The organism is Saccharopolyspora antibiotica, assembly GCF_047200635.1.
In the GTDB taxonomy this organism is placed as follows: Bacteria; Actinomycetota; Actinomycetes; order Mycobacteriales; family Pseudonocardiaceae; genus Saccharopolyspora_C.
The window spans coordinates 44,107-66,458 of record NZ_JBJZOI010000022.1 but is presented as its reverse complement, the minus strand read 5'-3'; the positions used below and the strand labels follow the sequence as shown (position 1 = coordinate 66,458).

Genomic DNA, 22,352 nt, shown 5'->3' with positions numbered 1-22,352 from the left:
CGAGGGCGGCGCGACCTCCGCGGTGAGGGCGCGCCGCCCGCTCGTCCGCGCCGCGCGCGCGGGGTCCCGCCCGGCGGCCGCCCTCGGCGCCGACGAGGGCGGTTACCCTCGACCCCCAGGTACACCATTCGACTCAGGAGCGGCGAGAACCCGTGTTCGACACCCTTAGCGATCGGCTCACCTCGGTCCTGCAGAACCTGCGCGGCAAGGGCCGGCTCTCGGACGCCGACATCGACGCCACCGCGCGCGAGATCCGCATCGCGCTGCTCGAAGCGGACGTGGCGCTGCCGGTGGTCCGCGCGTTCATCGCGGGTGTCAAGGACCGCGCGAAGGGTGCCGAGGTCTCGGGCGCGCTCAACCCCGCCCAGCAGGTCATCAAGATCGTCAACGAGGAGCTCGTCGGCATCCTCGGCGGCGAGACCCGCAGGCTGGAGCACGCCAAGAACCCGCCCACGGTGATCCTGCTCGCCGGTCTCCAGGGCTCCGGCAAGACCACGCTCTCCGGCAAGCTCGCCAAGTGGCTGGCCGGGCAGGGGCACACCCCGATGCTGGTCGCCTGCGACCTGCAGCGCCCCAACGCCGTCACCCAGCTCCAGGTCGTCGGCGAGCGCGCCGGGGTGCCGGTGTTCGCACCGGAGCCCGGCAACGGCACCGGTGACCCGGTGGACGTGGCGCGGCGCAGCCTCGACGAGGCCAAGCGCGCCCAGCACGACGTCGTCATCGTCGACACCGCGGGCCGCCTCGGCGTCGACGAGGAGATGATGCGCCAGGCCGCCGACATCCGGGACGCGGTCCAGCCGGACGAGGTCCTGTTCGTCGTCGACGCGATGATCGGTCAGGACGCGGTGTCCACCGCGGAGGCCTTCCGCGACGGGGTCGGCTTCTCCGGCGTGGTGCTCACCAAGCTCGACGGCGACGCCCGCGGTGGTGCCGCGCTGTCGGTGCGGCACGTGACCGGCCAGCCGATCATGTTCGCCTCCAACGGGGAGAAGCTGGAGGACTTCGACGTCTTCCACCCCGACCGGATGGCGAGCCGGATCCTCGGCATGGGCGACATGCTCACCCTGATCGAGCAGGCCGAGCAGGCCTTCGACGCCGACCAGGCCGAGCAGGCCGCGCAGAAGCTCGGCTCCGGGCAGCTCACCCTGGAGGACTTCCTGGAGCAGATGCAGGCGGTCCGCCGGATGGGCCCGCTGCAGAACCTGCTGGGGATGCTGCCGGGTGCCGGGCAGATGAAGGACCAGCTCGCCAACTTCGACGAGAAGAACCTGGACCGGGTTCAGGCGATCATCCACGGCATGACGCCCGCCGAGCGCGCCGACCCGAAGATCATCAACGCCTCCCGGCGGCAGCGCATCGCCAAGGGCTCCGGTGTCAACGTCAGCGACATCAACGACCTGGTGAACCGGTTCTTCGAGGCCCGCAAGATGATGCAGCAGATGGCCGGCCAGTTCGGCGGCTTCGGCGGCGGGGGCGGCGGCAAGAAGGGCAAGAAGGGCAAGGGCAAGAACCGCAAGGGGAAGGCCAAGGGGCCGACCCCGCCGAAGGGGATGCGCGGGATGCCCGGCGGATTCCCCGGCCTGCCGCCCGGTGGGATGCCCGGCGGGCTCCCGGGCGGGATGCCCGGCGGCGCGGGGAAGCAGGACATGTCCAAGCTGGAGGGCGGGCTCAACGAGCTCCCGCCCGGATTCGACCCGTCCAAGCTGAACTTCGGCGGCAAGAAGAAGAAGTGACCGCGCCGCTGCACCTGCGCGGGGTGCTGCTGCCGGAGGGCGAACCCGGTGATCTCTGGATCGCCGGTGGCCTGCTCAGCCGCACTCCGCTGGCGGGCGCGACGACGGTGTTCGACGGGGGCTACGTGCTGCCCGGGCTCGTCGACGCGCACTGCCACGTCGGGATCGGTCCGAAGGGCCCGGTGGAGCTCGACGAGGCGGTGCGCCAGGCGGAGGCCGACCGCGACTCGGGCGCGCTGCTGCTGCGCGACTGCGGATCGCCGATCGACACCCGGCCGCTGCAGGAGCGCGCCGACCTGCCGCGGCTCATCCGCGCGGGTCGGCACCTGGCGAAGCCCAAGCGCTACATCCCGTACCTCGCGGATCAGCTGGAGCACGAGTCGCAGCTGCCCGCGGCGGTCGCCGAGCAGGCGGCCGCGGGGGACGGCTGGGTGAAGCTGGTCGGGGACTGGATCGACCGCTCCGCCGGGGACCTCACCCCGCTGTGGAGCGATGAGGTGCTGGCCGAGTCCATCGCCGTAGCGCACGCGCACGGCGCCCGGGTCACCGCGCACGTCTTCGGCGAGGACGCGCTGCCCGGCCTGCTCGCGGCGGGCATCGACTGCGTCGAGCACGGCACCGGGCTCACCGACGACACCGTCGAGCTGATGGCCCGCACCGGCACCGCGCTCGTCCCCACGCTGGTGAACATCGAGAACTTCCCGTCCTTCGCCGCCGCGGCGACGAAGTACCCGGACTACGCGGCGCACATGACCGCGCTCTACGACCGGGGCGACGCGACCGTCGCCAAGGCCGTCGAGGCGGGCGTGCCCGTGTACGCGGGCACCGACGCGGGCGGTGGCATCGAGCACGGCGTGCTCGTCGACGAGATCCGCGCGCTGCACCGCGTCGGCATGTCCGCCGAGCAGGCGCTCGGCGCCGCGTCCTGGGCGGCCCGCGACTGGCTCGGGCACGACGGGTTGCGACACGGTGCCCCGGCCGACCTGGTCTGCTACGACACCGATCCGCGCCACGACCTCGCGGCGCTGCGCCACCCCCGGCGCATCGTGCTGCGGGGTGCCGTCGTCACCTGAACGACGGCCCACCCGCGTCCGGGATCGGATGTGGGCCGCGCGAGGGCGAAGGTAACCTTGCGATTCCGCCGGAATTCGGCGTGCTGGAGAACAGACCACGGCCGAGCGGTGGGATTCCCGGACGAGCGCGTCCCGGAGCGCCGCTCTCGGCGAGACGGAGGCGCCCGTGCAGGTACCGCAGCCCGAGCCCGCGGAAGGCGTTCCCGCCTCGGACGGCGGTCCGCTCCCCGGCGGCACCGGCACGGCGACCCGAGTCCCGACCCCGCCCGCCGAGCGCGATCACCGCTGGGGCTTCGGCGCGTTCTTCCTCGCGGAGGCCGTGTTCATCCTCGCCTCGGTGACGCTGGCCGCGCTGTTCGGCGATCCGCGGGAGAGCTCGTGGTTCTCGCTGGCGCTCGTGCTGATGCTGATGCTGCCGACGCTGCTGTCGGCCGCGGTGGCGGTCGTGATCACCGTGGTGCGCGGGAACGGGCCGCGCCTCGACTTCGGGCTGCACTGGCGGTGGTCGGACGTCACCACCGGGTTCGGCATCGGGTTGATCGGCCTGCTCAGCACGACGGTCGCGTCGATGATCTGGATGAACTGGGTGGGTCCGGAGAACGCGACCTCCACGGTCAGCAGCCTGCTCGACGGGGTGCGCTTGCCGCTGCCGCTGGCAGTGCTGATCTTCTTGCACGTGTGGCTGATCGCCCCGGTGTGCGAGGAGATCCTCTACCGCGGGTTGCTGTGGGGGGCGATGGAGCGGTTGCGGTGGAGCCGGATCAGCGCCTTCGTGCTCAGCACGGCGGTGTTCGCGATCGGGCACCTGGAGCCGGAGCGCACCTGGCTGTTGCTGATCATCGCGATCCCGATCGGCGTGGCGCGGATGCGCACCGGACGGCTCACCGCGAGCGTCGTCGCGCACCAGGTGAACAACTTCCTGCCCGCGGTGGGACTGCTGCTGATCTCGCTGGGCGTGCAGGCCCCCGCCTGAGCTGCGGCCCGGCCGGGACCTCCTGCGAGAGCGGGCCGGGCATCTGGCAGAATAAGCGCCTGTTCGCTGCGAGTCGGTCCCTCTCACCGTCCGCGGCCATCGACGTATGAGCGTTCCACACCGTAATTCCCCACACGGCTTGGTTTGCTCACCCGAGCACGAACGAGAGTTTGAGGAGCACCAGCACCCGTGGCTGTGAAGATCAAGCTGGCGCGGATCGGTAAGATCCGGGAGCCGCACTACCGCATCGTCGTCGCCGACTCGCGCACCCGCCGCAACGGCCGGGCGATCGAGACCATCGGTCAGTACCACCCGATGGACGAGCCGAGCCGCATCATCGTCGACTCCGAGCGGGCGCAGTACTGGCTGGGTGTCGGCGCGCAGCCGACCGAGCCGGTGCAGAGCATCCTGGAGGTCACCGGCGACTGGCAGAAGTTCAAGGGCCTGCCGGGCGCGGAGGGCACCCTGAAGGTCGCCGAGCCGAAGCCGAGCAAGCAGGAGCTGTTCAACGCCGCTCTGGCCGCCGCCGGTGAGGACACCGTCGCCGCGGCGACGACGCCCAAGAAGAAGGGCGGCAAGAAGGCCGAGGCCGACGCGGCCGCCGCCGAGGAGCAGAAGCCCGAGGACGGCCAGGCGTGACGGTCCTCGCGGACGCGCTCGAACACCTGGTGCGCGGCATCGTCGACAACCCCGACGATGTCCGCGTCCAACTCCTCACCACCCGGCGCGGTCGCACCCTCGAGGTGCACGTGAACCCCGAGGACCTGGGCAAGGTCATCGGGCGCGGCGGTCGCACCGCGACCTCGCTGCGCACCGTGATCTCCGGGATCGGCGGCCGGGGAATCCGGGTCGACGTGGTCGACACCGATCGGTGAGGACGGCATGACGAGTCCGGTGCTGGCCGTCGGCAGGGTGGTCAAGCCGCACGGCGTGCGCGGCGAGGTCGTCGTGGACGTGCGCACCGACAGCCCCGAGCTGCGGTTCGCGCCGGGCGCGGTGCTCGGCGTCCAGCGGCGCGGAGCGGCCGTGCCGGACTCGCTCACCGTGACAGCCGCCCGGCCGCACGCCGGGCGGCTGCTGGTGCGCTTCGAGTCCGTGGACGGCATGGACGAGGCCGAGCGGCTGCGCGGCGCCACGCTCACGGTGGGCGCCGACGAGCTGGAGGCCACGGAGGACCCGGACGAGTTCCACGACCACGAGCTCGAGGGCCTTCGCGTCGAACTGCCGACGGGGGACGAGGTCGGCGTGGTCCGCGAGGTCGTGCACACCCCGGGCGGGGAGCTGCTGTCGGTGCGCACTCCCGAAGGCGTGGAGCGACTCGTGCCGTTCGTCGCGGAGATCGTGCCGGAGGTCGATCTGGCGGGCGGCCGCGTGGTGGTGGACCCGCCCGAGGGCCTGCTCACCGACGACTGACCGCCCGATCTCCTACCCGCTAAGGAACGCCCCCGTTGCGCATCGACGTCGTCACGATCTTCCCGGAGTACCTGGCCCCGCTGCGCGCCGCGCTGCTGGGCAAGGCCATCGAGCGGGAGAAGATCTCCGTCGGCGTGCACGACCTGCGGGACTGGACCCACGACGTCCACCGGGCCGTGGACGACAGCCCGTACGGCGGCGGTCCCGGCATGGTGATGAAGCCCGACGTCTGGGGCGAGGCCCTGGACGAGATCAGCGGTTCCGGCGAGGGCGTGCCCCGGCTGGTGGTGCCCACCCCGGCCGGCCGGCCGTTCACCCAGCGGACCGCTGTCCGCTGGTCGGCTGAACCGTGGCTGGTGTTCGCCTGCGGTCGCTACGAGGGCATCGACCAGCGCGTGATCGACGAGGCGGCCGACCGGATGCCGGTCGAGGAGGTCTCGATCGGTGACTACGTCCTCGTCGGCGGCGAGGTCGCCGCGCTGACCATGATCGAAGCGGTGGCGCGGCTGCTGCCCGGGGTGCTGGGCAATCCCGCCTCCGCCGAGCAGGACTCCTTCTCCGACGGCCTGCTCGAAGGCCCCAGCTACACCCGTCCCGAGGTGTGGCGGGAGCGACCGGTGCCGGAGGTGCTGCGCTCCGGCAATCACGCCGCGATCGCCCGCTGGCGCCGCGATCAGGCCCTGGAGCGGACCTACCGCCGGCGTCCCGACCTGCTCGCGGAACTGCCCGCGGAGGCCCTGGACGCGAAGGACCGAGCCCGGCTCGATAGACTCCGGGGCGAAGATGAAGCGGATGTCCCGGACGGGACGCCGCTGCAGGGGCAGGGCTGATCCGCCGGTGCGAGCGCTCCAGCGGGGCCGGTTCCGGCGCCTGCCTGCGCGTCTGGCACACTTGACGGGTTGCTGAAGCCGGAGGTTGTACCGGCGCGCACATCGCAAGACAACCCCCGTGTCAGGCGGCGGCCGCGGTGCAGACCCGGCCACGATCCGCGAATGCACGGGTGCCTACGACACGGATGAGGACGGCCCACCGATGAACACCCTGGACGCTCTGGACGCCCAGTCGCTGCGTTCCGACATTCCGGCCTTCCGGCCTGGCGACACGCTGAAGGTCTACGTCCGCGTCATCGAGGGTTCGCGCGAGCGGAACCAGGTCTTCCAGGGCGTCGTGATCCGCCGCCAGGGCGCGGGAGTCCGCGAGACCTTCACCGTCCGCAAGATCTCCTTCGGTGTCGGCGTGGAGCGCACCTTCCCGGTGCACAGCCCCAACATCGCCAAGGTCGAGGTCGCCACCCGCGGCCGGGTCCGCCGCGCGAAGCTGTACTACCTGCGCGAGCTGCGCGGCAAGGCCGCCAAGATCAAGGAGAAGCGGGAGCCGATCGCCGCTTCCTGAGCGGTACCGCCCGTGGCGGGCGCGTGACTTCCGGACGGTCCGGGCGCTTCGGCGCCCGGGCCGTCCTTTTCGTTCCCGCTGAGGATTTCCTTGATCCACGATCAGGTGAACGCGACGGGTGGCCCCCGGCACATCGCGCCCCGTCACCCGTTCCCCGGAGCCCGGGCTGATCGCCTTCCGGCGGCGAACCCGCACGTCACCGGCGGAACGCCGCCACGAGTGCCGAGGCGGCCCCGCGCGGGGGAGTCGGCTGGGACGGACCGCGGTTCCAGTAGCCTGACCGCGTGGCCGACGTCATGCGCTCCACCGGACCAGAAGAAGAGCCCCGCGACAACGCGGCTGCCGAACACCCTGACGGGGAGGGCGGTGGCCGCTCGCGGGGGCGCCGTTCGCGCGAGCGGAAGGGGTCGTTCTGGCGGGAGCTGCCGATCCTGATCGTCACCGCCCTGGTGCTGACGATCCTGATCCAGGCCTTCCTGGCCCGGGTCTACGTGATTCCCTCGCAGTCGATGGAGCAGACGCTGCACGGCTGCACGGGCTGCCAGAACGACCGGGTGCTGGTGGACAAGGTGTCCTACCGGTTCACCGACCCGCACCCCGGTGACGTCGTCGTGTTCCGCGGCCCCGAGACCTGGGGGCAGAACGACTTCGAGGTCCCCGAGCCCTCGAACCCGGTGGTGGGCTTCCTGCAGGGGGCCATGTCGCTGGTCGGCTTCGGCTCGCCGGACGAGAAGGACTTCGTCAAGCGCGTGATGGCGACCGGCGGGCAGACCGTCGAGTGCTGCGACGACCAGAACCGCATGATCGTCGACGGCGAGCCGCTCAACGAGCCCTACATCTACTGGGAGCCCGGCCGCAGCGACAAGCAGCCCGACTTCGCGCCGATCACGGTGCCCGAGGGCTACCTGTGGGTGCAGGGCGACAACCGCAACGACTCGTCCGACTCCCGCTTCCAGGGCGGTGGGGGCCTGAACGGCGCGGTTCCCGTGGACCACGTGATCGGCAAGGCCCAGTTGATCGTGCTGCCGCCGCAGCGCTGGCAGAGCGTCTCGGACTTCGACCCGCAGTCCGACGCGCAGAGCCTGGGCGCGCCCGCCTGGCAGGCGGGGCTGCCCGCCGGGGTCGGCCTCGCCGCCGCGTTCCCGGTGGTGTGGACGGGCCGCCGGATCACGGCCTCGCTGCGCAGGCGTCGCGAGGAGCGTCGCTGACGGTGGCACCGAGGCTCGCTGCCGCCGAGGCGGGCTGGCGCCCGCCGCGACCGGTGATCCGCCGCAGCAGCGGCAACTGGGCGCTGCAGAGCGCCGTGGATCGCTGCGGGCTGGGGCCGGTCGCCGGGGTGGACGAGGCCGGGCGCGGTGCGTGCGCGGGGCCGCTGGTGGTGGCCGCCTGCGTGCTGCGGCCCGGCGACGCCCGGCGGTTCGAGGGCCTCACCGATTCGAAGGTGCTGTCCGAGGCCGAGCGGGAGCGGCTGCACGCGGTGATCGTGCGGCGGGCCGCGGCCTGGTCGACCGTCGTCATCGAGGCGGCGGACGTGGACGCGCTGGGCGTCCACGTGGCGAACCTGGAGGGGATGCGGCGCGCGGTCGCCCGGTTGCCGGAGCACCCGGGCTACGTGCTCACCGACGGCTTCCGGGTTCCGGGGCTGGCGGCACCGAGCCTGGCTGTGCTCAAGGGCGATCTGGTGGCCGCCTGCGTGGCGGCCGCGTCGGTGCTGGCGAAGGTCACCCGGGACCGCATCATGCGCGAGCTCGACGAGGCGATGCCGCAGTACGGCTTCGCGGGGCACAAGGGGTACTGCACGGCCGAGCACACCGCGGCGATGCGCGCACGGGGACCGAGCGCGCAGCACCGGTGGTCCTACTCGAACGTGGTGGCCGCGGCTCGGCTGCGCGGGATGCGCTCGCCGCGCACCGTCACCAGCAAACCCGGTTTGTTCGATGCTTCGGAGGGGGAAGTGGTGGACAATGGGCCAACGTAGGACGAACGGCGACGGGGAAGGGCTCGCACTGGGATGAGCGCCGAGGATCTCGAGAAGTACGAGACCGAGATGGAGCTGCAGCTCTACAAGGAGTACCGCGACATCGTCGGGCAGTTCACCTACGTCGTGGAGACCGAGCGGCGCTTCTACCTGGCGAACGCGGTGGACGTGCAGGTGCGCAACTCCGATTCGGAGGTCTACTTCGAGGTGTCCATGTCGGACGCGTGGGTGTGGGACATGTACCGGCCAGCGCGGTTCGTCAAGAACGTCCGTGTGATCACCTTCAAGGACGTCAACGTCGAGGAGCTGGACAAACCCGATCTCCGGTTGCCGGAGAACGGGCCGTTCGGCGGGAGCTGAGCGGCCGGACCGGGCGGGTGGCCCGGTGGAGGTTCGTCGAACGGGTGGTCATCCGCGGGTGACCACCCGTTCGACGTGAGCGGGGTCGCCCGGCGGCTTTCATAGATCGTTCTCGATGGAGTTGTCCACAGGGCGGCGATCCATCCACAGATTTCCCAGTTGGGTCTGGTCGGGCCCGATCGGCCGGGGCACCGTGGGAAGCGCGGCGGAGATCCGCTCCGCCTTCCCCGAGCCCTGGAGGACGACATGGCCGCGCCCACCCTCGACTACCGGCCGCTGCGCGGAGCGCTCTCCGACGTGCACGGCGAAGGAACCCACGCGCTCGGGCGCGCCGGAGAACGGCTCGCCGCCGAGCACCTGGAGGCGTTGGGCGTCTCCGTGCTCGCCCGAAACTGGCGCACCGCGCACGGCGAGCTCGACATCATCGGCACCGACGGTCAGCGCGTGGTGTTCTGCGAGGTGAAGACCCGCTCCGGGATCGACTACGGGGCGCCGGTGGACGCGCTGGGGCCGAACAAGATCCGGCGGTTGCGGGAGCTGGCGCGGGCGTGGCTCGCGCACCAGCGGCTCAGCGGATGCCAGGTCAGGTTCGACGTCATCTCCGTGCTGTGGCCGGCGCGGGGTCCCATCACCCTCGAACACCTGCCGGGGGTGATCTGAATGGCGCTGCGCAGGACCTACGCGGTGGCGCTGTTCGGGGTGGACGGCGTGCTGGTGGAGATCGAGGCCGACGTGCGCACGGGCGGGCTGCCGAGCGTGCAGTTGCTGGGCCTGCCGGACACGGCGCTGCAGGAGTCGAAGAACCGGGTGCGCGCCGCGGTGCGGAACAGCGGGGAGGAGTGGCCGAAGAGCTGCGTGACGCTGGCGCTCTCACCCGCCGCGCTGCCGAAGGCGGGCACCTCCTACGACCTGGCCCTGGCCTGCGCGGTCCTCGCCGGGGCCGAGCAGGTCCCGCCGCGGCGGCTGGAGGGCGCGGTGCTGTTCGGAGAGCTCGCGCTGGACGGGCGGATCCGCCAGGTCCGCGGCCTGCTGCCCGGGCTGCTGGCGGCGCGGCGGGAGGGCATCCGCCGGGCGGTGGTGCCCGTCGAGGGTCTCGCGGAGGCGCGGTTGGTCGAGGGCGTCGAGGTGCTCGGCGCGACCCGGCTGGACGAGGTGGTCCGCTGGCTGCGCGGCACCGCCGACCTGGTGACCGAGCCGCCGGAGCTCGCCGCTCCGGTGCGCGCGGAGCCCGAGGACCTGGCCGACGTGCTGGGCCAGCCGGAGGCGCGCTGGGCGCTGGAGGTCGCCGCGGCGGGCGGTCACCACCTGCTGCTGGTCGGGCCGCCGGGAACGGGCAAGACGATGCTGGCCCGGCGGCTCAACGGGCTGCTGCCGGAGCTGTCCGGGCAGGAGGAGCTGGAGGTCGCCGCGGTTCGCTCGGTGGCGGGTGAGCTCACCGGCGCGGTGCTGCCCGAGGGGCCGCCGTTCGTGGCCCCACACCACTCCACCTCGATCCCCGGCCTCATCGGTGGGGGAGCGGGCCTGGCGCGGCCGGGCGCGGTCAGCAGGGCGCACCGGGGAACGCTGTTCCTGGACGAAGCGTGCGAGTTCGGGGCGCGACACCTGGAGGCGCTGCGCACCGCCCTGGAGGAGGGGGAGGTCCGGTTGTCCCGGCGGGACGGGACCCTGCGCTACCCGGCGCGGTTCCAGCTCGTGCTGGCCACCAACCCGTGCCCCTGCGCCCCGGCGCGGGACGTGGACTGCCATTGCGCGCCGCAGGTGCGACGGCGCTACTTCGGCAGGCTCTCCGGGCCGCTGCTGGACCGGGTCGACCTGCGGGTGGACATGCGCCCCGTCACCGCGACCTCGATGCGCGGCGGGGATCAGGTGGAGGCCTCGGCGGCGGTGCGGGAACGGGTGTGCCGGGCGCGGGAGTGCGCGGCCCGGCGCTGGGCCGGCCACGGTTGGCGGACCAACGGTGAGGTGCCGGGTCCGGTGCTGCGCCGGGAGTTCGCGCTGCCGGGCGCGGCGACGGCGCTGCTGGACCGCGGGCTCGACGTGGGCGCGCTGACCGCGCGCGGTGCGGACCGCTGCCTGCGGGTGGCGTGGACCCTGGCGGACCTGGACGGCCGCGAGCGGCCCGAGGCCGAGCACGTCGCCTCGGCGCTCGCGTTCCGGGAACGGAGGGTCGGATGACTCCCGTGCAAGCGTTGCCAGCGATTCATCTCGATTCCGGGTGGTGCTCGTCCTGGACGCGGCGGACGCATCGGTTCGCCGTGCCGGACCACGATCACCCGGAGTCCGGCGGGACAGGCGGGGGGAGGCGGTCATGAGCCCTGACGACTCGCTGCGCCGGGCCAGGGCCTACCTGGCGGCGGTGGCGGAACCGCCGGCGCCCGCTCTGGCCGCGTGCGTCGCGGAGCACGGACCGGTCCGCGCCGCCGAGCTGGTGCGCCGAGGCGCGGTCCCCGGGGCCGTCACCGACGAGGTCGAGGCCCGCCGGGAGCACGTCTCCGGCACCCGGCTGCTCGCGGAGGCGGACCGGGCCGGGGCGCGGCTGCTCGTCCCGGAAGACCCGGAGTGGCCGCTGGAGCGGCTCGGCCTGCTGGCCGGGGCCGCCGAGGTGGGCGTGCCCGGCATGGGCGCCCCGCTGGCGCTCTGGGTGCGCGGCCGCGGCGACCTGCGCTCCGCGCTGAGCTCCTCGGTCTCCGTCGTCGGCGCCCGCGCCGCCACCGGGTACGGCGAACACCTGGCCGCTGAGCTCGCGCACGGCTTGGCCGGGGCCGGGTGCGCGGTCGTCTCCGGCGCGGCCTACGGGATCGACGGGGCCGCGCACCGGGGCGCGCTCAGCGCTGGCGGCACCACCCTCGCGTTCCTCGCCTGCGGCATCGACCTCGACTACCCGGCCGGGCACAGCAGGTTGTTGCGGGCGATCGCCGAACAGGGCGCGGTGGTGACCGAGTACGCCCCGGGCACGCCACCGCGGCGCCACCGGTTCCTGGTCCGCAACCGGCTCATCGCCGCCTGCGGTCAGGGCGCGGTGGTGGTCGAGGCCGGGGCGCGCAGCGGGGCGGGCAACACGGCGAACACCGCCGACGCGCTGGGACTGCCGCTGATGGCCGCGCCGGGGCCGGTGACCTCGGCGAGTTCCGTCGGCTGCCACGACATGATCCGATCCGGGAAGGCGGTGCTGGTGACCTCGACGGCGCAGGTGCTCGAAATGATCAACCCGCTCGGGGCGGCGCCACCGGTGGACCCGGTGCCCGCCTCGCGCCGCACCGACTCGCTGCAACCGCGCGCCCGGCTGCTGCACGATGCCGTGGTCGCCTGCAGCGGAGCGGATGCCGGGCAGCTGGCGCAGGAGTGCGGCCTGCCGCTGCGCAGCGTTCGGGCCCTGCTGCCCGAACTGGAGCTCGCCGGGTTGGTCGAGCGGCGGGACGGGGGCTGGAACGCGAGCGCCGGATGAACGCCCAGCGACCGCCGGTGGAATCGGGATGGGAGCGCGTTCACGGCGTGGCCCCCTTGACCGGACACCCGCCAAGGACGAGCGTTTCCGATATGGAACGCAGACGGCCCGCTGCGAGAGCCGACCTGCGCGCGGCGCGCGCGTCCCTGGCGAGCGAGCCCAGCTCCGCCGTCGACAGGTTCGAGCGCCACCTCGCCGCCGAGCGCGGCCTGTCCGAGCACACCGTGCGGGCCTACGTCGGGGACGTCGTCTCGCTGCTCGCGGACATCGCCGAGCAGGCGGGGGAACCGGTCGGCCTGGAGGCCGTGACGTTGCCCGCGCTGCGTGCGTGGCTGGCCGGCCAGCACGGCCGGGGCATCAGCAGGGCGACGTTGTCCCGGCGGGCCGCGTCCGTGCGGACCTTCACGGCGTGGGCCCACCGCGCCGGTCTGCTCGCGGCCGATCCCGGCCCCCGGCTGTCCGCCCCGGGCAAGCAGCGGACGCTGCCCGGGGTGCTGCGAGCCGAGCAGGCCGGATCGGCGATGGAGTCCGCCGCGCTCGGCGCCGAGCAGGGCGACCCGGTAGCGCTGCGCGACCACGCCCTGCTGGAGCTGCTGTACGCCACCGGGGTCCGGGTCGGAGAGCTCTGCGGGCTCGACCTCGACGACCTCGACCGGGAGCGCAGGCTGCTTCGGGTGCTCGGCAAGGGCGGGCGGGAGCGCGCGGTGCCGTTCGGGCTACCCGCCGATGCGGCACTGGAACGGTGGCTGTCGGCGGGACGCCCCGCGCTGAGCACCGAGCGCTCCGGCCCGGCCGTCCTCCTCGGCGCCCGCGGGGGTCGGCTGGACCAGCGCACGGCCCGCCGCGTCGTGCACGACGCGGTGCGCACGGTGCCCGGCGCCACCGACGTCGGGCCGCACGGGCTGCGGCATTCAGCTGCGACCCATCTGCTCGAAGGAGGAGCAGACCTCCGTAGCGTTCAGGAGTTGCTTGGTCACGCTACGCTCGCAACGACCCAGCTTTACACCCACGTGACCGTCGACCGGCTGAAGGCGATCCATGACCGAACCCACCCCCGTTCCTGACGACGCCGGGGGCGGTGCCCGCACCGTGGCCGCGGAGGCGACGTCGAGAGCGATGTCGTCGAGGAGGGACCCCGGCGAGTCGACCGCGCGGCAAGGCCGGAACGGCCACGGCCCCGCGACCAACGGCGCGCAGGTCAACGGCAGCCGCGACGAGGACACCGCCCGCCCTGGCGCGGCGTCCCGGTCCGCCCGCCCGGCCGAGCCGCGGCGGACGGCGGCGGCCCGGCTCTCCTACCTGGTCGACGACGACCAGCGCAGCGCGGACGAGGTCGAAGCGGGCATCGTCGCGCTCTGGCAGGCCTTCGGCGAACACCGCGACCAGGAGCTGCGGGACCGGCTGGTGCTGCACTACGCGCCCCTGGTCAAGTACGTCGCGGGCCGGGTCGGCACCGGCCTCCCCTCGCACGTCGAGGTCTCGGACCTGGTGCAGTCGGGCATCTTCGGGCTGGTCGACGCGATCGAGAAGTTCGAGCCCGAGCGCGGGCTGAAGTTCGAGACCTACGCCATGCAGCGGATCCGGGGCGCCATCCTGGACGACCTCCGCGCGCAGGACTGGGTCCCCCGGTCGGTGCGCAGCCGGGCGCGCGATCTCGAACGGGCTCTGGAGCGCCTGGAGGCCAAGCTCCAGCGGCACGCGACCGACGTCGAGCTGGCCGACGAGCTGGAGGTCTCCGCCGAGGAGCTGCACGATCTGTTCGCGCAGCTGCAGATGACCAGCGTGGTCGCCCTCGACGACCTGATCAGCGGCAGCAGCGGTCCCGCCTCGCTGGCCGAGACGCTGCCCGACGATCGCGCCGAGGACCCGGTGGCCGCCCTGGTCGACCGGGACAGCCGCAGGCAGCTGGCGGAGGCGGTTGAGCGGCTCAGCGATCGGGACCGGGTCGTGGTGACCCTCTACTACTTCGAGAACCTCACCTTGGCCGAGATAGGCAAGGTGCTCGGCGTGACCGAGTCCCGCGTCTGCCAGCTGCACACCCGCGCGGTCCTGCGGTTGCGCGGCAAGCTCACCGAGCCCCAGACCTGACCGCGCCGGGCACGCGCCCCTGAGCGCCTCGGCCGGTCAGTCCCACGGCAGGAGCCGGACCTCGACCCCGCCGAGCAGGGCCATCGGGTCGAGGTAGACCTCGCCCCGGAGCGCCCCCCAGTGCAGGCAGGCCGGGACGGCGCAACCGGGATGCCCAGGGGCGAGCAGCCCGATCAGCTGTCCGGCCGCGACCCGCTGGCCCGCTTCGACGACGGGCCGAACCGGCTCGTAGGTGGTGCGCAGCCCGCCCGGGTGCTGCACGGACACCAGCGGCCGTCCCGCGAGCGGTCCGGCGAACAGAACCACGCCCGAGCCCGCTGCCGACACCGGAGCCCCGGCGGCTCCCGGCAGGTCGATGCCGCGATGGCCAGGGCCGTAGGCCGTGGTGGGCGGGGCGAACGGCCGGGACACCTCGCCGCCGGGCAGCGGGCGCCGGAACCCGGCCTGCCCCGGTGGCTCACCGGAGGCGAGCGGCGCCCCGGCGCCGGGCCACAGCAGCACCGCCACCACGATCGGGGGGACCAGCGACGCGACCCGGTTCCGGCCGGCCTGACCAGCGCGGGAACGGGGAGATCGGGGAGCGGGGAACATGCTTCCACGGTGCGCGGTCGGCGGCGGCGCGGACAGGGTCGATCCGGAAATCTGTGGACGGATCGGCACCTTGTGGACAACTCCCGACCTCGCCCTGGGGTGCTTTGCCCGTCGAGTACACTGTTACCGCGGTTTCGTGTGCGCACGATCCGACTTCGCGTGTCCGCGCGTCGCCATCGCGAGATCGCACGATTCCAGTCCCGGAACCACGTGGCCGTCCCGTTCCCGCTCGACGCGGTGAACGCGGCCGACCCGGCCGGAGCTGGATCGCGCGATCGACCGACCGGCGGAACGCGGTGCCCTCGCGGTCCCGGCCCGGCAGGGCCTGGGTGGGGGCACCTGGTGCGGACACCAGGGCGGCAGGCCACCCGGCCCGCCGCGAGAACCGAACCGCGCACCGCCAGGCGGTGCGCCCGACACACGAGGTGCGAACAAGGCCATGGCCGTCGTCACCATGAAGCAGCTGCTCGACAGCGGCGTGCACTTCGGGCACCAGACCCGGCGCTGGAACCCGAAGATGAAGCGCTACATCTTCACCGAGCGCAACGGCATCTACATCATCGACCTGCAGCAGACGCTGTCGTACATCGATGCCGCGTACGACTTCGTCAAGCAGACGGTCGCCCACGGCGGGACGATCCTGTTCGTCGGCACCAAGAAGCAGGCGCAGGAAGCGATCGCGGAGCAGTCGCTGCGCGTCGGGATGCCCTACGTGAACCAGCGCTGGCTGGGCGGCATGCTCACCAACTTCCAGACCGTGCACCGTCGTCTCCAGCGGCTCAAGGAGCTGGAGACCATGGAGCAGACCGGGGGCTTCGAGGGGCGCACCAAGAAGGAAATCTTGATGCTGACCCGCGAGAAGGACAAGCTCGAGAAGACCCTCGGCGGCATCCGCGACATGTCCAAGATCCCCAGCGCGATCTGGATCGTGGACACCAAGAAGGAGCACATCGCGGTCGGCGAGGCGCGCAAGCTGGGCATCCCGGTCGTCGCGATCCTCGACACCAACTGCGACCCGGACGAGGTCGACTACCCGATCCCGGGCAACGACGACGCGATCCGCTCCGCCGCGCTGCTGACCCGCGTCGTCGCCGACGGCGTCGCGGCGGGCCTGATGGCCCGCAGCGGCCGCGGCAACGGTGCTGGCGAGGGCGGCGGCGAGGAGAAGCCGCAGCCGACCGGCGAGGAGCCGCTGCCGGAGTGGGAGCAGCAGCTGCTGACCACCGGCGCCGGTGACGGCGCCGCGGCTCCGGCCGCCGACGAGCAGCCCGCGCAGTCCTGATCGAATCGTGCTGGTCGCCCGCCGCCGCGCGGGTGACCAGCACGATCTGCGAGCCGACCGGCCACACTGGTGGCCGGGGCCGCCGCGGTGGGCGCCTTGGCGCGACCACCGCCTCTCCGCGTCGCGAGCGGTCCCGACGGTCCTGGTGCCGCGGGCACCGCCGCCGAAACCTACCGCTGTGCACACATTCCGAAAAAGGACGGACCCGCACGATGGCTAACTACACCGCGGCCGACGTCAAGCGTCTCCGTGACCTGACCGGCGCCGGCATGATGGACTGCAAGAAGGCCCTCACCGAGACCGACGGGGACTTCGACAAGGCCGTGGAGGTCTTGCGCATCAAGGGTGCCAAGGACATCGGCAAGCGCGCCGAGCGCTCCGCCGCCGAGGGCCTGGTCGCCGCCGAGGACGGCGCGATGATCGAGCTCAACAGCGAGACCGACTTCGTCGCCAAGAACGACGAGTTCATCTCGCTGGCCGCCGAGGTCGTCAAGGCCGCGAAGGCCGCCGGTTCCTCCGACCTGGAGACCGTCAAGGCCGCTCCGCTGGGTGACAAGACCATCGGCGAGGCCGTGCAGGAGCTCGCTGTGAAGATCGGCGAGAAGCTGGAGCTGCGCCGCGTCGTCGTCTTCGACGGCCAGGTCACCACCTACCTGCACCGCCGCGCCGCGGACCTGCCGCCGGCCGTCGGCGTGCTGGTCGAGTACACCGGCTCCGACGAGGACGCCGCGCGCAACGCCGCGATGCAGGTGGCGGCCCTCAAGGCCACCTACCTCAGCCGCGACGACGTCCCCGCCGACGTGGTGGCCAACGAGCGCCGCATCGCCGAGGAGACCGCCCGCGCCGAGAACAAGCCGGAGCAGGCCCTGCCGAAGATCATCGAGGGTCGCCTCAACGGCTTCTTCAAGGAGAACGCCCTGCTCGACCAGCCGTCGGTGCAGGACAACAAGAAGACCGTCAAGGCCCTGCTCGACGAGGCCGGCGTGACCGTGACCCGCTTCGAGCGGTTCGAGGTCGGCCAGGCCTGATCTCGTCCGGGGCGGCGCCCGTCGCCGCCCCGGACCCGCGTCGCCGCCGCCGGATCCGAGGCGTTCCGGCGGCGGGCTCGCGATCCCAGCACGCCCCGCCTCCGCCCCTGGGAGGGCGGGGCGTTCGCGCAACGCACCGGAATCCGGTGCCTCGACCACCGTGGAACAACGGCCTCGGGAGGAACCCAGTGACCGACGACGTGTCGGAAGACGGCTACGGGCGGGTGCTGCTCAAGCTGGGCGGTGAGATGTTCGGGGGTGGCGCCGTCGGCGTCGATCCCGACGTGGTGGGCAACGTCGCCAGGCAGATCGCCGAGGTCGTCGCTGGCGGCGTCGAGGTCGCCGTGGTCATCGGCGGCGGGAACTTCTTCCGCGGCGCCGAGCTGCAGCAGCGCGGCATGGAACGCGCGCGCGGCGACTACATGAGCATGCTGGGCACCGTGATGAACTGCCTCGCGCTGCAGGACTTCCTCGAACGCGAGCACGACATCGACACCCGCGTGATGACGGCCATCGAGATGGGCCAGGTCGCCGAGCCCTACATCCCGCGCCGCGCGAGCAGGCACATGGAGAAGGGCCGCGTGGTCATCTTCGGCGCGGGCACCGGGATGCCCTACTTCTCCACCGACACCGCCGCCGCCCAGCGCGCGCTGGAGATCGGCTGCGAGGTCGTGCTCATGGCCAAGGCGGTGGACGGCGTCTACACGGCGGACCCGAAGACGGACCCGACGGCGGAGCGCTTCGACTCGGTGAGCCACCGCGAGGTCCTGGAGCGCGGGCTCAAGGTCGCCGACGCGACCGCGTTCAGCCTGTGCATGGACAACCAGATGCCCATCCTGGTGTTCAACCTCCTGCAGGAGGGCAACATCGCGCGCGCCGTGCGCGGTGAGAAGATCGGAACCCTGGTCAGCACCCCGGCCGCAGCGTCGGAGTGACCCTGCTGGGATCCTGATCGGACCCGCTGCCGACGTCGCCGCGTCGAGCGGGGCGCGCACTGCACACACCGGCCGGCACACCTAAGGAGCAACCGTGATCGACGAAGCTCTCCTCGAAGGCGAGGAGAAGATGGAGAAGGCGGTGCAGGTGGCCAAGGACGACCTGGCCACGGTTCGCACCGGTCGTGCCAACCCGGCGATGTTCTCCGGCATCGTGGTCGACTACTACGGCTCGCCGACGCCGCTGAACCAGCTGGCCAGCATCAGCGTGCCGGAGGCCCGGCTGGTCGTGATCAAGCCTTACGACGCCAGCCAGCTGGCGGCGATGGAGAAGGCCATCCGGGACTCTGACCTGGGCGTGAACCCGTCGAACGACGGCCAGCTGATCCGGATCGCGATCCCGCAGATGACCGAGGAACGCCGCAAGGAAATGGTCAAGGTCGCCAAGCAGAAGGGCGAAGAGGGCCGGGTCACCGTGCGGGGCATCCGCCGGAAGGTCAAGGAGACCATCGACCGCGCGGTCAAGGACGGCGAGGCGGGCGAAGACGAGGGCACTCGCGGTGAGAAGGAGCTGGACAACCTCACGCACCGCTACACGGCGCAGATCGACGAGCTCGTCAAGCACAAGGAAGCAGAGCTCCTCGAAGTTTGAGAGGCTGTCTTGCAACTGTGGTTCGCGGCTGCCGGGCCGCTCTCGCCGGCGGTGCCCGAGAGGGCACGTGGTCGTTCCCGACCGTCACCCTCCGTCGCCCGGCCGTGCGCGGTGCCGGGTCCTTCGGCCCCGGGCGCCCCTCGGTGACGACCAGCCAGCGCGAAGGTGAGTCCGGGATGTCTGCTTCCGCACCGGACCCGCCCTCGCGTCCGTCCCGGGCGGGCCGCGACCTGCGGGCCGCGATCGCGGTCGGGGTCGTGCTCGGCGCCGCGATCATCCTGTCGCTGCTGATGCTGCGGCACCTGTTCATCGGCATCGTCGCGGTGGCCGCCGCGATCTCGACCGTGGAGCTGGCCGGGGCGTTGCGCCGCGGTGCCGACATCCGGGTCAGCCTGGTTCCGGTGCTCGCGGGCGGGCAGCTGATGATCTGGCTGTCCTGGCCGTTCGGTCTGCGCGGGGTGCTGGTGGCCTTCGCGATCACGACCCTGGGCTGCCTGGCCTGGCGGTTCCGGCACGGCGTGGACGGCTACCTGCGCGATGTCACGGCCTCGGTGTTCACCGCGGCCTACGTGCCGATGTTCGCCTCCTTCGCCGCGATGCTGGCGGTGCCGGAGGACGGCGCGTTCCGCGCGCTGTGCTTCATGATCGGTGTGGTGGCGTCCGATACCGGCGGCTACGCCTTCGGCGTGCTGCTGGGCAAGCACCCGATGGCGCCGTCGATCAGCCCGAAGAAGTCCTGGGAGGGCTTCGGGGGCTCGATGGTGACCGGCGCCGTCGCCGGTGCGCTGTCGGTGTGGCTGCTGCTGGGCGGGCAGTGGTGGCAGGGGGTGCTCTTCGGCGCCGCGCTGGTGTGCTGCGCGACGCTGGGCGATCTGATGGAGTCCGTGATCAAGCGGGACCTGGGCATCAAGGACATGGGCACCCTGCTGCCCGGTCACGGCGGTCTGATGGACCGGATGGATTCGCTGCTGCCCTCGGCCGTGGTGGCCTGGATGATCCTGTCCTGGTTGCTCCCGCAATGATCGGCCCGGTGCGGCGGGCGGTGCGGTGATCGGCTCCGATCCGGAGCCCCGGATCACGCCGAGCCCGAACATCTGGCACTGGCCGGACGTCTACGAGCGGGAGAACCGCGCGCAGGACGTGACGGGCGCGCTGTGGGCCGCGCTGCGCGCGCGGTGCGGCTGGTCGGGGCGCGACGTCGTCGACGTGGGCTGCGGGGACGGCTTCCACCTGGAGACCTTCGCGGGGACCGCCCGCTCGGTGATCGGGATCGAACCGCACCCGCCGCTGGTCGAGCGGGCTCGGCGTCGGGTCGCCGGGTTGCCCGGGGTGGACGTGCGACTGGCTCCGGCGCAGCGGCTGCCGCTGCCGGACGCGAGCGCGGACCTGGTGCACGCGCGGACCGCGTACTTCTTCGGGCCGGGTTGCGAGCCGGGCCTGGCCGAGGCGGAGCGGGTGCTGCGGCCGGGCGGCACGCTGGCGATCATCGACCTCGACGGCGGTTGCGCGCCGTACGGCGACTGGATGCGCGCGGACTCGCCCCGCTTCGATCCGCCCGGCGTGGAGCGGTTCTTCCAGTTGCACGGGTTCCGCAGCGAGTCGGTGCGTGCGGTGTGGCGCTTCGCGGATCGCGCGGAACTCGCCGAGGTGCTGGGCATCGAATTCTCCCCGAGAGTGGTGCGCCGAGCCTTGCGGCAGATCTCGGGATGTGCTCTTGAAGTGGGTTATCGGGTGCGCATTCGGAGTCGGCCGAAGGGCTTGATCCGGGGTCCGGCGCATTCGGATTCCTGATGCTCGAATGGCGTGTTGAGCCGTACTCGCCGGTAGTCCGTTGCGCGGTGAAATACCTGGTGAGAAGGTGTCCGCGTCGCCGCTCCGCCGAGTCGTCGACACGTGGGGTGATGGCCCCTCTCGAAGGGTTGGGAAACCGCACCGACCGGCCTATCAAGCCAACTCGCATTGTGCGGTCCTGTTACCCCCCGGTGCTCCCGGTGCAATGTCGACGCCCCCGAATGACGCCTTGTTCCAGTCGGTCCCCCGTGATCGACTCGTACTGGTGACGGAGTGCGCGCGCGGCGACCGCGCCGCGGCCGCTCCGGGCGCCGCAGCGCTCCTCGCGGGACGCCCGGGTCCCGGCCGAGGCGGGGGTACACCCGATCGCGGTGCCCGGAACACCCTTGGAACCGATCAGCAGCACCCCGGCGCGCGGCGCGCGACCCGGACGGCACCTCGCGCGGCAGGAGCGACCCAGATGGCCATTCACGCGGGCGGACCGGTGACCGCGGGCTTGAGCCAGGTCGCCCGGATGAGCCGGCGGGAGCGGGCCAGGCTGGTCCGCGACCTCGCCGGGCAGCACTCGCTGTTCCGCGCGTTGTGGCGGCGGCTGATGCTGGCCAGGGCCATCGCGTTCACCTCGGTGGTGCTGCTGGCCGCGGCGGTGGTCCTGGTGCTGCAGCGCGAGGTGCCCGCGGAGTGGGTCTCGGTGCTGGTGCTCGGCGGGCTCGGCGGTTTCGCGCACGTGGCGATCGTGCTCTCCGATCACCGCTTCGACCTGCTGCTGGCGGTGCTGGGCGCGCACCGCACCGACGAGCTGCACGATCGCCTGCTCGGCGATGAGCTCTACGGCGCCGATCACCCGGAGGACGGCTCCGGGAGCGCCGAGCGGGAGCCGGGGTGGGAGCGCCGCGCCTGCTGAGCCCGGTCAGGTGCGGATCGAGAGCGTGCCGGCGATCTCGGTGCCGAGGAAGTGCGTCTCCGCCTCCGCGGCCTCTCCGATGCGCACCACGAGCGGGCCGCCGAAGGGCTTGCGCTCGACGACCTCGATGCGCGCGCCGAGCGTCATGCCGTGGTCGGTGAGGTAGCGCAGCAGCTCCGAGTCGGTGTCCCAAACCCGGGCGATGGTGCCGATCGTGCCCGGCTCGACCTGGTCCAGCAGCCGGGTGGCCGGCTTCTCGACGACGCCGTCGGCGGTGGGGATCGGATCGCCGTGCGGGTCGTGCGTGGGGTGGCCGAGCTTGGCGGCGATGTGCTCGATGAGCTCGTCCGAGACGGCGTGCTCCAGCGCGTCGGCCTCCGGGTGGACCTCGTCCCAGGTGTAGTCGAGCACCTCGACCAGGAACAGTTCGAGCAGCCGGTGCCTGCGCAGCACGTCGTAGGCGAGCCGGCGCCCGTCCGCGGTGAGCTCGACGCTGCGGTAGCGGACGTGCGTGACGAGGCCGAGCTGGGCCAGCTTGGTGATCATTCCGGACACCGACGAGGGGCTCAGACCCAGCCGCTGCGTGAGCGTCGCGTTGGTCACGGCCACTCCGCGCTCGGTGAGCCCGTAGATCGCCCGGACGTAGTCCTCGACGGACGCGGACGGACGCTCGGCCATGCTTGTCATGCTCTCCACGATAGGAGACCGACCCGC

At 72.5% G+C, this 22,352-nt stretch carries 25 protein-coding genes; 23 read left to right on the top strand and 2 right to left on the bottom strand.

Annotated features, from left to right (window positions below; translation table 11 throughout):
- Window positions 1-152: 152 nt before the first annotated feature.
- The 16 genes from ffh to whiG all read left to right on the top strand — a co-directional run bounded on the left by ffh (window position 153) and on the right by whiG (window position 14,455).
- Entirely contained in the window at window positions 153-1,733 is a 1,581-nt protein-coding gene (ffh, locus tag ACL03H_RS18930) for a signal recognition particle protein (RefSeq protein WP_412812603.1), read from the top strand.
- A complete protein-coding gene (locus tag ACL03H_RS18925) occupies window positions 1,730-2,806 on the top strand; it encodes an amidohydrolase family protein (protein WP_412812602.1) in 1,077 nt (358 codons plus the stop codon). Before ffh ends, ACL03H_RS18925 begins: the two co-directional genes overlap by 4 nt.
- Window positions 2,807-2,972: 166 nt before the next feature.
- Complete coding sequence (locus ACL03H_RS18920) at window positions 2,973-3,779, top strand: CPBP family intramembrane glutamic endopeptidase (RefSeq protein ID WP_412812601.1); 807 nt, start codon at window positions 2,973-2,975, stop codon at window positions 3,777-3,779.
- Window positions 3,780-3,968: 189 nt separating this feature from the next.
- Window positions 3,969-4,418: a 30S ribosomal protein S16 gene (gene rpsP, locus ACL03H_RS18915; RefSeq protein ID WP_412812600.1), complete on the top strand. Its 450-nt coding sequence runs from the start codon at window positions 3,969-3,971 to the stop codon at window positions 4,416-4,418.
- Window positions 4,415-4,654: an RNA-binding protein gene (locus ACL03H_RS18910; protein WP_412812599.1), complete on the top strand. Its 240-nt coding sequence runs from the start codon at window positions 4,415-4,417 to the stop codon at window positions 4,652-4,654. The genes rpsP and ACL03H_RS18910 overlap by 4 nt, the downstream gene beginning before the upstream one ends.
- 7 nt (window positions 4,655-4,661) lie before the next feature.
- Entirely contained in the window at window positions 4,662-5,192 is a 531-nt protein-coding gene (gene rimM, locus ACL03H_RS18905; protein WP_412812598.1) for a ribosome maturation factor RimM, read from the top strand.
- Window positions 5,193-5,227: 35 nt separating this feature from the next.
- Complete coding sequence (trmD, locus tag ACL03H_RS18900) at window positions 5,228-6,022, top strand: tRNA (guanosine(37)-N1)-methyltransferase TrmD (RefSeq protein WP_412812597.1); 795 nt, start codon at window positions 5,228-5,230, stop codon at window positions 6,020-6,022.
- Between the two features lie 202 nt (window positions 6,023-6,224).
- The gene (gene rplS / locus ACL03H_RS18895; RefSeq protein ID WP_412812596.1) at window positions 6,225-6,584 is read left to right on the top strand and encodes a 50S ribosomal protein L19; all 360 of its coding nucleotides are present in this window, start codon (window positions 6,225-6,227) and stop codon (window positions 6,582-6,584) included.
- Between the two features lie 284 nt (window positions 6,585-6,868).
- Window positions 6,869-7,792, top strand: a complete 924-nt coding sequence (gene lepB / locus ACL03H_RS18890) for a signal peptidase I (RefSeq protein ID WP_412812595.1) — start codon at window positions 6,869-6,871, stop codon at window positions 7,790-7,792.
- 2 nt (window positions 7,793-7,794) lie between these two features.
- The gene (locus ACL03H_RS18885; protein WP_412812594.1) at window positions 7,795-8,562 is read left to right on the top strand and encodes a ribonuclease HII; all 768 of its coding nucleotides are present in this window, start codon (window positions 7,795-7,797) and stop codon (window positions 8,560-8,562) included.
- A gap of 33 nt (window positions 8,563-8,595) precedes the next feature.
- Complete coding sequence (locus tag ACL03H_RS18880; protein WP_224959986.1) at window positions 8,596-8,922, top strand: DUF2469 domain-containing protein; 327 nt, start codon at window positions 8,596-8,598, stop codon at window positions 8,920-8,922.
- A 246-nt stretch (window positions 8,923-9,168) separates the two neighbouring features.
- Window positions 9,169-9,582 (top strand): YraN family protein, encoded by a 414-nt coding sequence (locus tag ACL03H_RS18875; RefSeq protein WP_412812593.1) that lies wholly within the window; start codon window positions 9,169-9,171, stop codon window positions 9,580-9,582.
- Window positions 9,583-11,097: a YifB family Mg chelatase-like AAA ATPase gene (locus tag ACL03H_RS18870; protein ID WP_412812592.1), complete on the top strand. Its 1,515-nt coding sequence runs from the start codon at window positions 9,583-9,585 to the stop codon at window positions 11,095-11,097.
- A gap of 133 nt (window positions 11,098-11,230) precedes the next feature.
- Window positions 11,231-12,367 (top strand): DNA-processing protein DprA, encoded by a 1,137-nt coding sequence (gene dprA / locus ACL03H_RS18865; RefSeq protein WP_412812591.1) that lies wholly within the window; start codon window positions 11,231-11,233, stop codon window positions 12,365-12,367.
- 92 nt (window positions 12,368-12,459) lie between these two features.
- Window positions 12,460-13,431, top strand: coding sequence for a tyrosine recombinase XerC (locus ACL03H_RS18860; protein ID WP_412812590.1), 972 nt, complete (start codon window positions 12,460-12,462; stop codon window positions 13,429-13,431).
- Window positions 13,406-14,455, top strand: coding sequence for an RNA polymerase sigma factor WhiG (gene whiG / locus ACL03H_RS18855; RefSeq protein WP_412812589.1), 1,050 nt, complete (start codon window positions 13,406-13,408; stop codon window positions 14,453-14,455). The genes ACL03H_RS18860 and whiG overlap by 26 nt, the downstream gene beginning before the upstream one ends.
- Before the next feature lie 36 nt (window positions 14,456-14,491).
- On the opposite strand, the gene ACL03H_RS18850 is transcribed toward whiG, so the two are convergent.
- Window positions 14,492-15,046, bottom strand: coding sequence for a M23 family metallopeptidase (locus ACL03H_RS18850; protein ID WP_412812588.1), 555 nt, complete (start codon window positions 15,044-15,046; stop codon window positions 14,492-14,494).
- Window positions 15,047-15,485: 439 nt separating this feature from the next.
- Between ACL03H_RS18850 and rpsB the strand changes: the two genes are divergently transcribed.
- The 7 genes from rpsB to ACL03H_RS18815 all read left to right on the top strand — a co-directional run bounded on the left by rpsB (window position 15,486) and on the right by ACL03H_RS18815 (window position 21,638).
- Complete coding sequence (gene rpsB / locus ACL03H_RS18845) at window positions 15,486-16,328, top strand: 30S ribosomal protein S2 (protein WP_412812587.1); 843 nt, start codon at window positions 15,486-15,488, stop codon at window positions 16,326-16,328.
- 212 nt (window positions 16,329-16,540) lie between these two features.
- A complete protein-coding gene (tsf, locus tag ACL03H_RS18840) occupies window positions 16,541-17,356 on the top strand; it encodes a translation elongation factor Ts (protein ID WP_412812586.1) in 816 nt (271 codons plus the stop codon).
- A 188-nt stretch (window positions 17,357-17,544) separates the two neighbouring features.
- On the top strand, window positions 17,545-18,291 hold the full coding sequence (gene pyrH / locus ACL03H_RS18835) for a UMP kinase (protein ID WP_412812585.1): 747 nt from the start codon (window positions 17,545-17,547) through the stop codon (window positions 18,289-18,291).
- Between the two features lie 94 nt (window positions 18,292-18,385).
- A complete protein-coding gene (frr, locus tag ACL03H_RS18830) occupies window positions 18,386-18,943 on the top strand; it encodes a ribosome recycling factor (RefSeq protein ID WP_412812584.1) in 558 nt (185 codons plus the stop codon).
- A gap of 176 nt (window positions 18,944-19,119) precedes the next feature.
- Window positions 19,120-19,965 (top strand): phosphatidate cytidylyltransferase, encoded by an 846-nt coding sequence (locus ACL03H_RS18825; protein ID WP_412812583.1) that lies wholly within the window; start codon window positions 19,120-19,122, stop codon window positions 19,963-19,965.
- Between the two features lie 25 nt (window positions 19,966-19,990).
- Window positions 19,991-20,734 (top strand): class I SAM-dependent methyltransferase, encoded by a 744-nt coding sequence (locus tag ACL03H_RS18820; RefSeq protein ID WP_412812582.1) that lies wholly within the window; start codon window positions 19,991-19,993, stop codon window positions 20,732-20,734.
- Between the two features lie 460 nt (window positions 20,735-21,194).
- A complete protein-coding gene (locus ACL03H_RS18815) occupies window positions 21,195-21,638 on the top strand; it encodes a hypothetical protein (RefSeq protein WP_412812581.1) in 444 nt (147 codons plus the stop codon).
- A 6-nt stretch (window positions 21,639-21,644) separates the two neighbouring features.
- On the opposite strand, the gene ACL03H_RS18810 is transcribed toward ACL03H_RS18815, so the two are convergent.
- A complete protein-coding gene (locus tag ACL03H_RS18810; protein ID WP_412812644.1) occupies window positions 21,645-22,316 on the bottom strand; it encodes a metal-dependent transcriptional regulator in 672 nt (223 codons plus the stop codon).
- Window positions 22,317-22,352: the final 36 nt, after the last annotated feature.

What these genes read in the sequence shown, in the direction of transcription:
- rimM (WP_412812598.1), top strand. Translation starts at nt 4,662, where the DNA reads ATGACGAGTCCGGTGCTGGCCGTCGGCAGGGTGGTCAAGCCGCACGGC.
- ACL03H_RS18810 (WP_412812644.1), bottom strand. Translation starts at nt 22,316, where the DNA reads ATGGCCGAGCGTCCGTCCGCGTCCGTCGAGGACTACGTCCGGGCGATC.
- ACL03H_RS18875 (WP_412812593.1), top strand. Translation starts at nt 9,169, where the DNA reads ATGGCCGCGCCCACCCTCGACTACCGGCCGCTGCGCGGAGCGCTCTCC.
- rplS (WP_412812596.1), top strand. Translation starts at nt 6,225, where the DNA reads ATGAACACCCTGGACGCTCTGGACGCCCAGTCGCTGCGTTCCGACATT.
- whiG (WP_412812589.1), top strand. Translation starts at nt 13,406, where the DNA reads ATGACCGAACCCACCCCCGTTCCTGACGACGCCGGGGGCGGTGCCCGC.
- ACL03H_RS18825 (WP_412812583.1), top strand. Translation starts at nt 19,120, where the DNA reads ATGTCTGCTTCCGCACCGGACCCGCCCTCGCGTCCGTCCCGGGCGGGC.
- ACL03H_RS18880 (WP_224959986.1), top strand. Translation starts at nt 8,596, where the DNA reads ATGAGCGCCGAGGATCTCGAGAAGTACGAGACCGAGATGGAGCTGCAG.
- ACL03H_RS18870 (WP_412812592.1), top strand. Translation starts at nt 9,583, where the DNA reads ATGGCGCTGCGCAGGACCTACGCGGTGGCGCTGTTCGGGGTGGACGGC.
- ACL03H_RS18815 (WP_412812581.1), top strand. Translation starts at nt 21,195, where the DNA reads ATGGCCATTCACGCGGGCGGACCGGTGACCGCGGGCTTGAGCCAGGTC.
- ACL03H_RS18850 (WP_412812588.1), bottom strand. Translation starts at nt 15,046, where the DNA reads ATGTTCCCCGCTCCCCGATCTCCCCGTTCCCGCGCTGGTCAGGCCGGC.
- tsf (WP_412812586.1), top strand. Translation starts at nt 16,541, where the DNA reads ATGGCTAACTACACCGCGGCCGACGTCAAGCGTCTCCGTGACCTGACC.
- ACL03H_RS18860 (WP_412812590.1), top strand. Translation starts at nt 12,460, where the DNA reads ATGGAACGCAGACGGCCCGCTGCGAGAGCCGACCTGCGCGCGGCGCGC.
- rpsB (WP_412812587.1), top strand. Translation starts at nt 15,486, where the DNA reads ATGGCCGTCGTCACCATGAAGCAGCTGCTCGACAGCGGCGTGCACTTC.
- dprA (WP_412812591.1), top strand. Translation starts at nt 11,231, where the DNA reads ATGAGCCCTGACGACTCGCTGCGCCGGGCCAGGGCCTACCTGGCGGCG.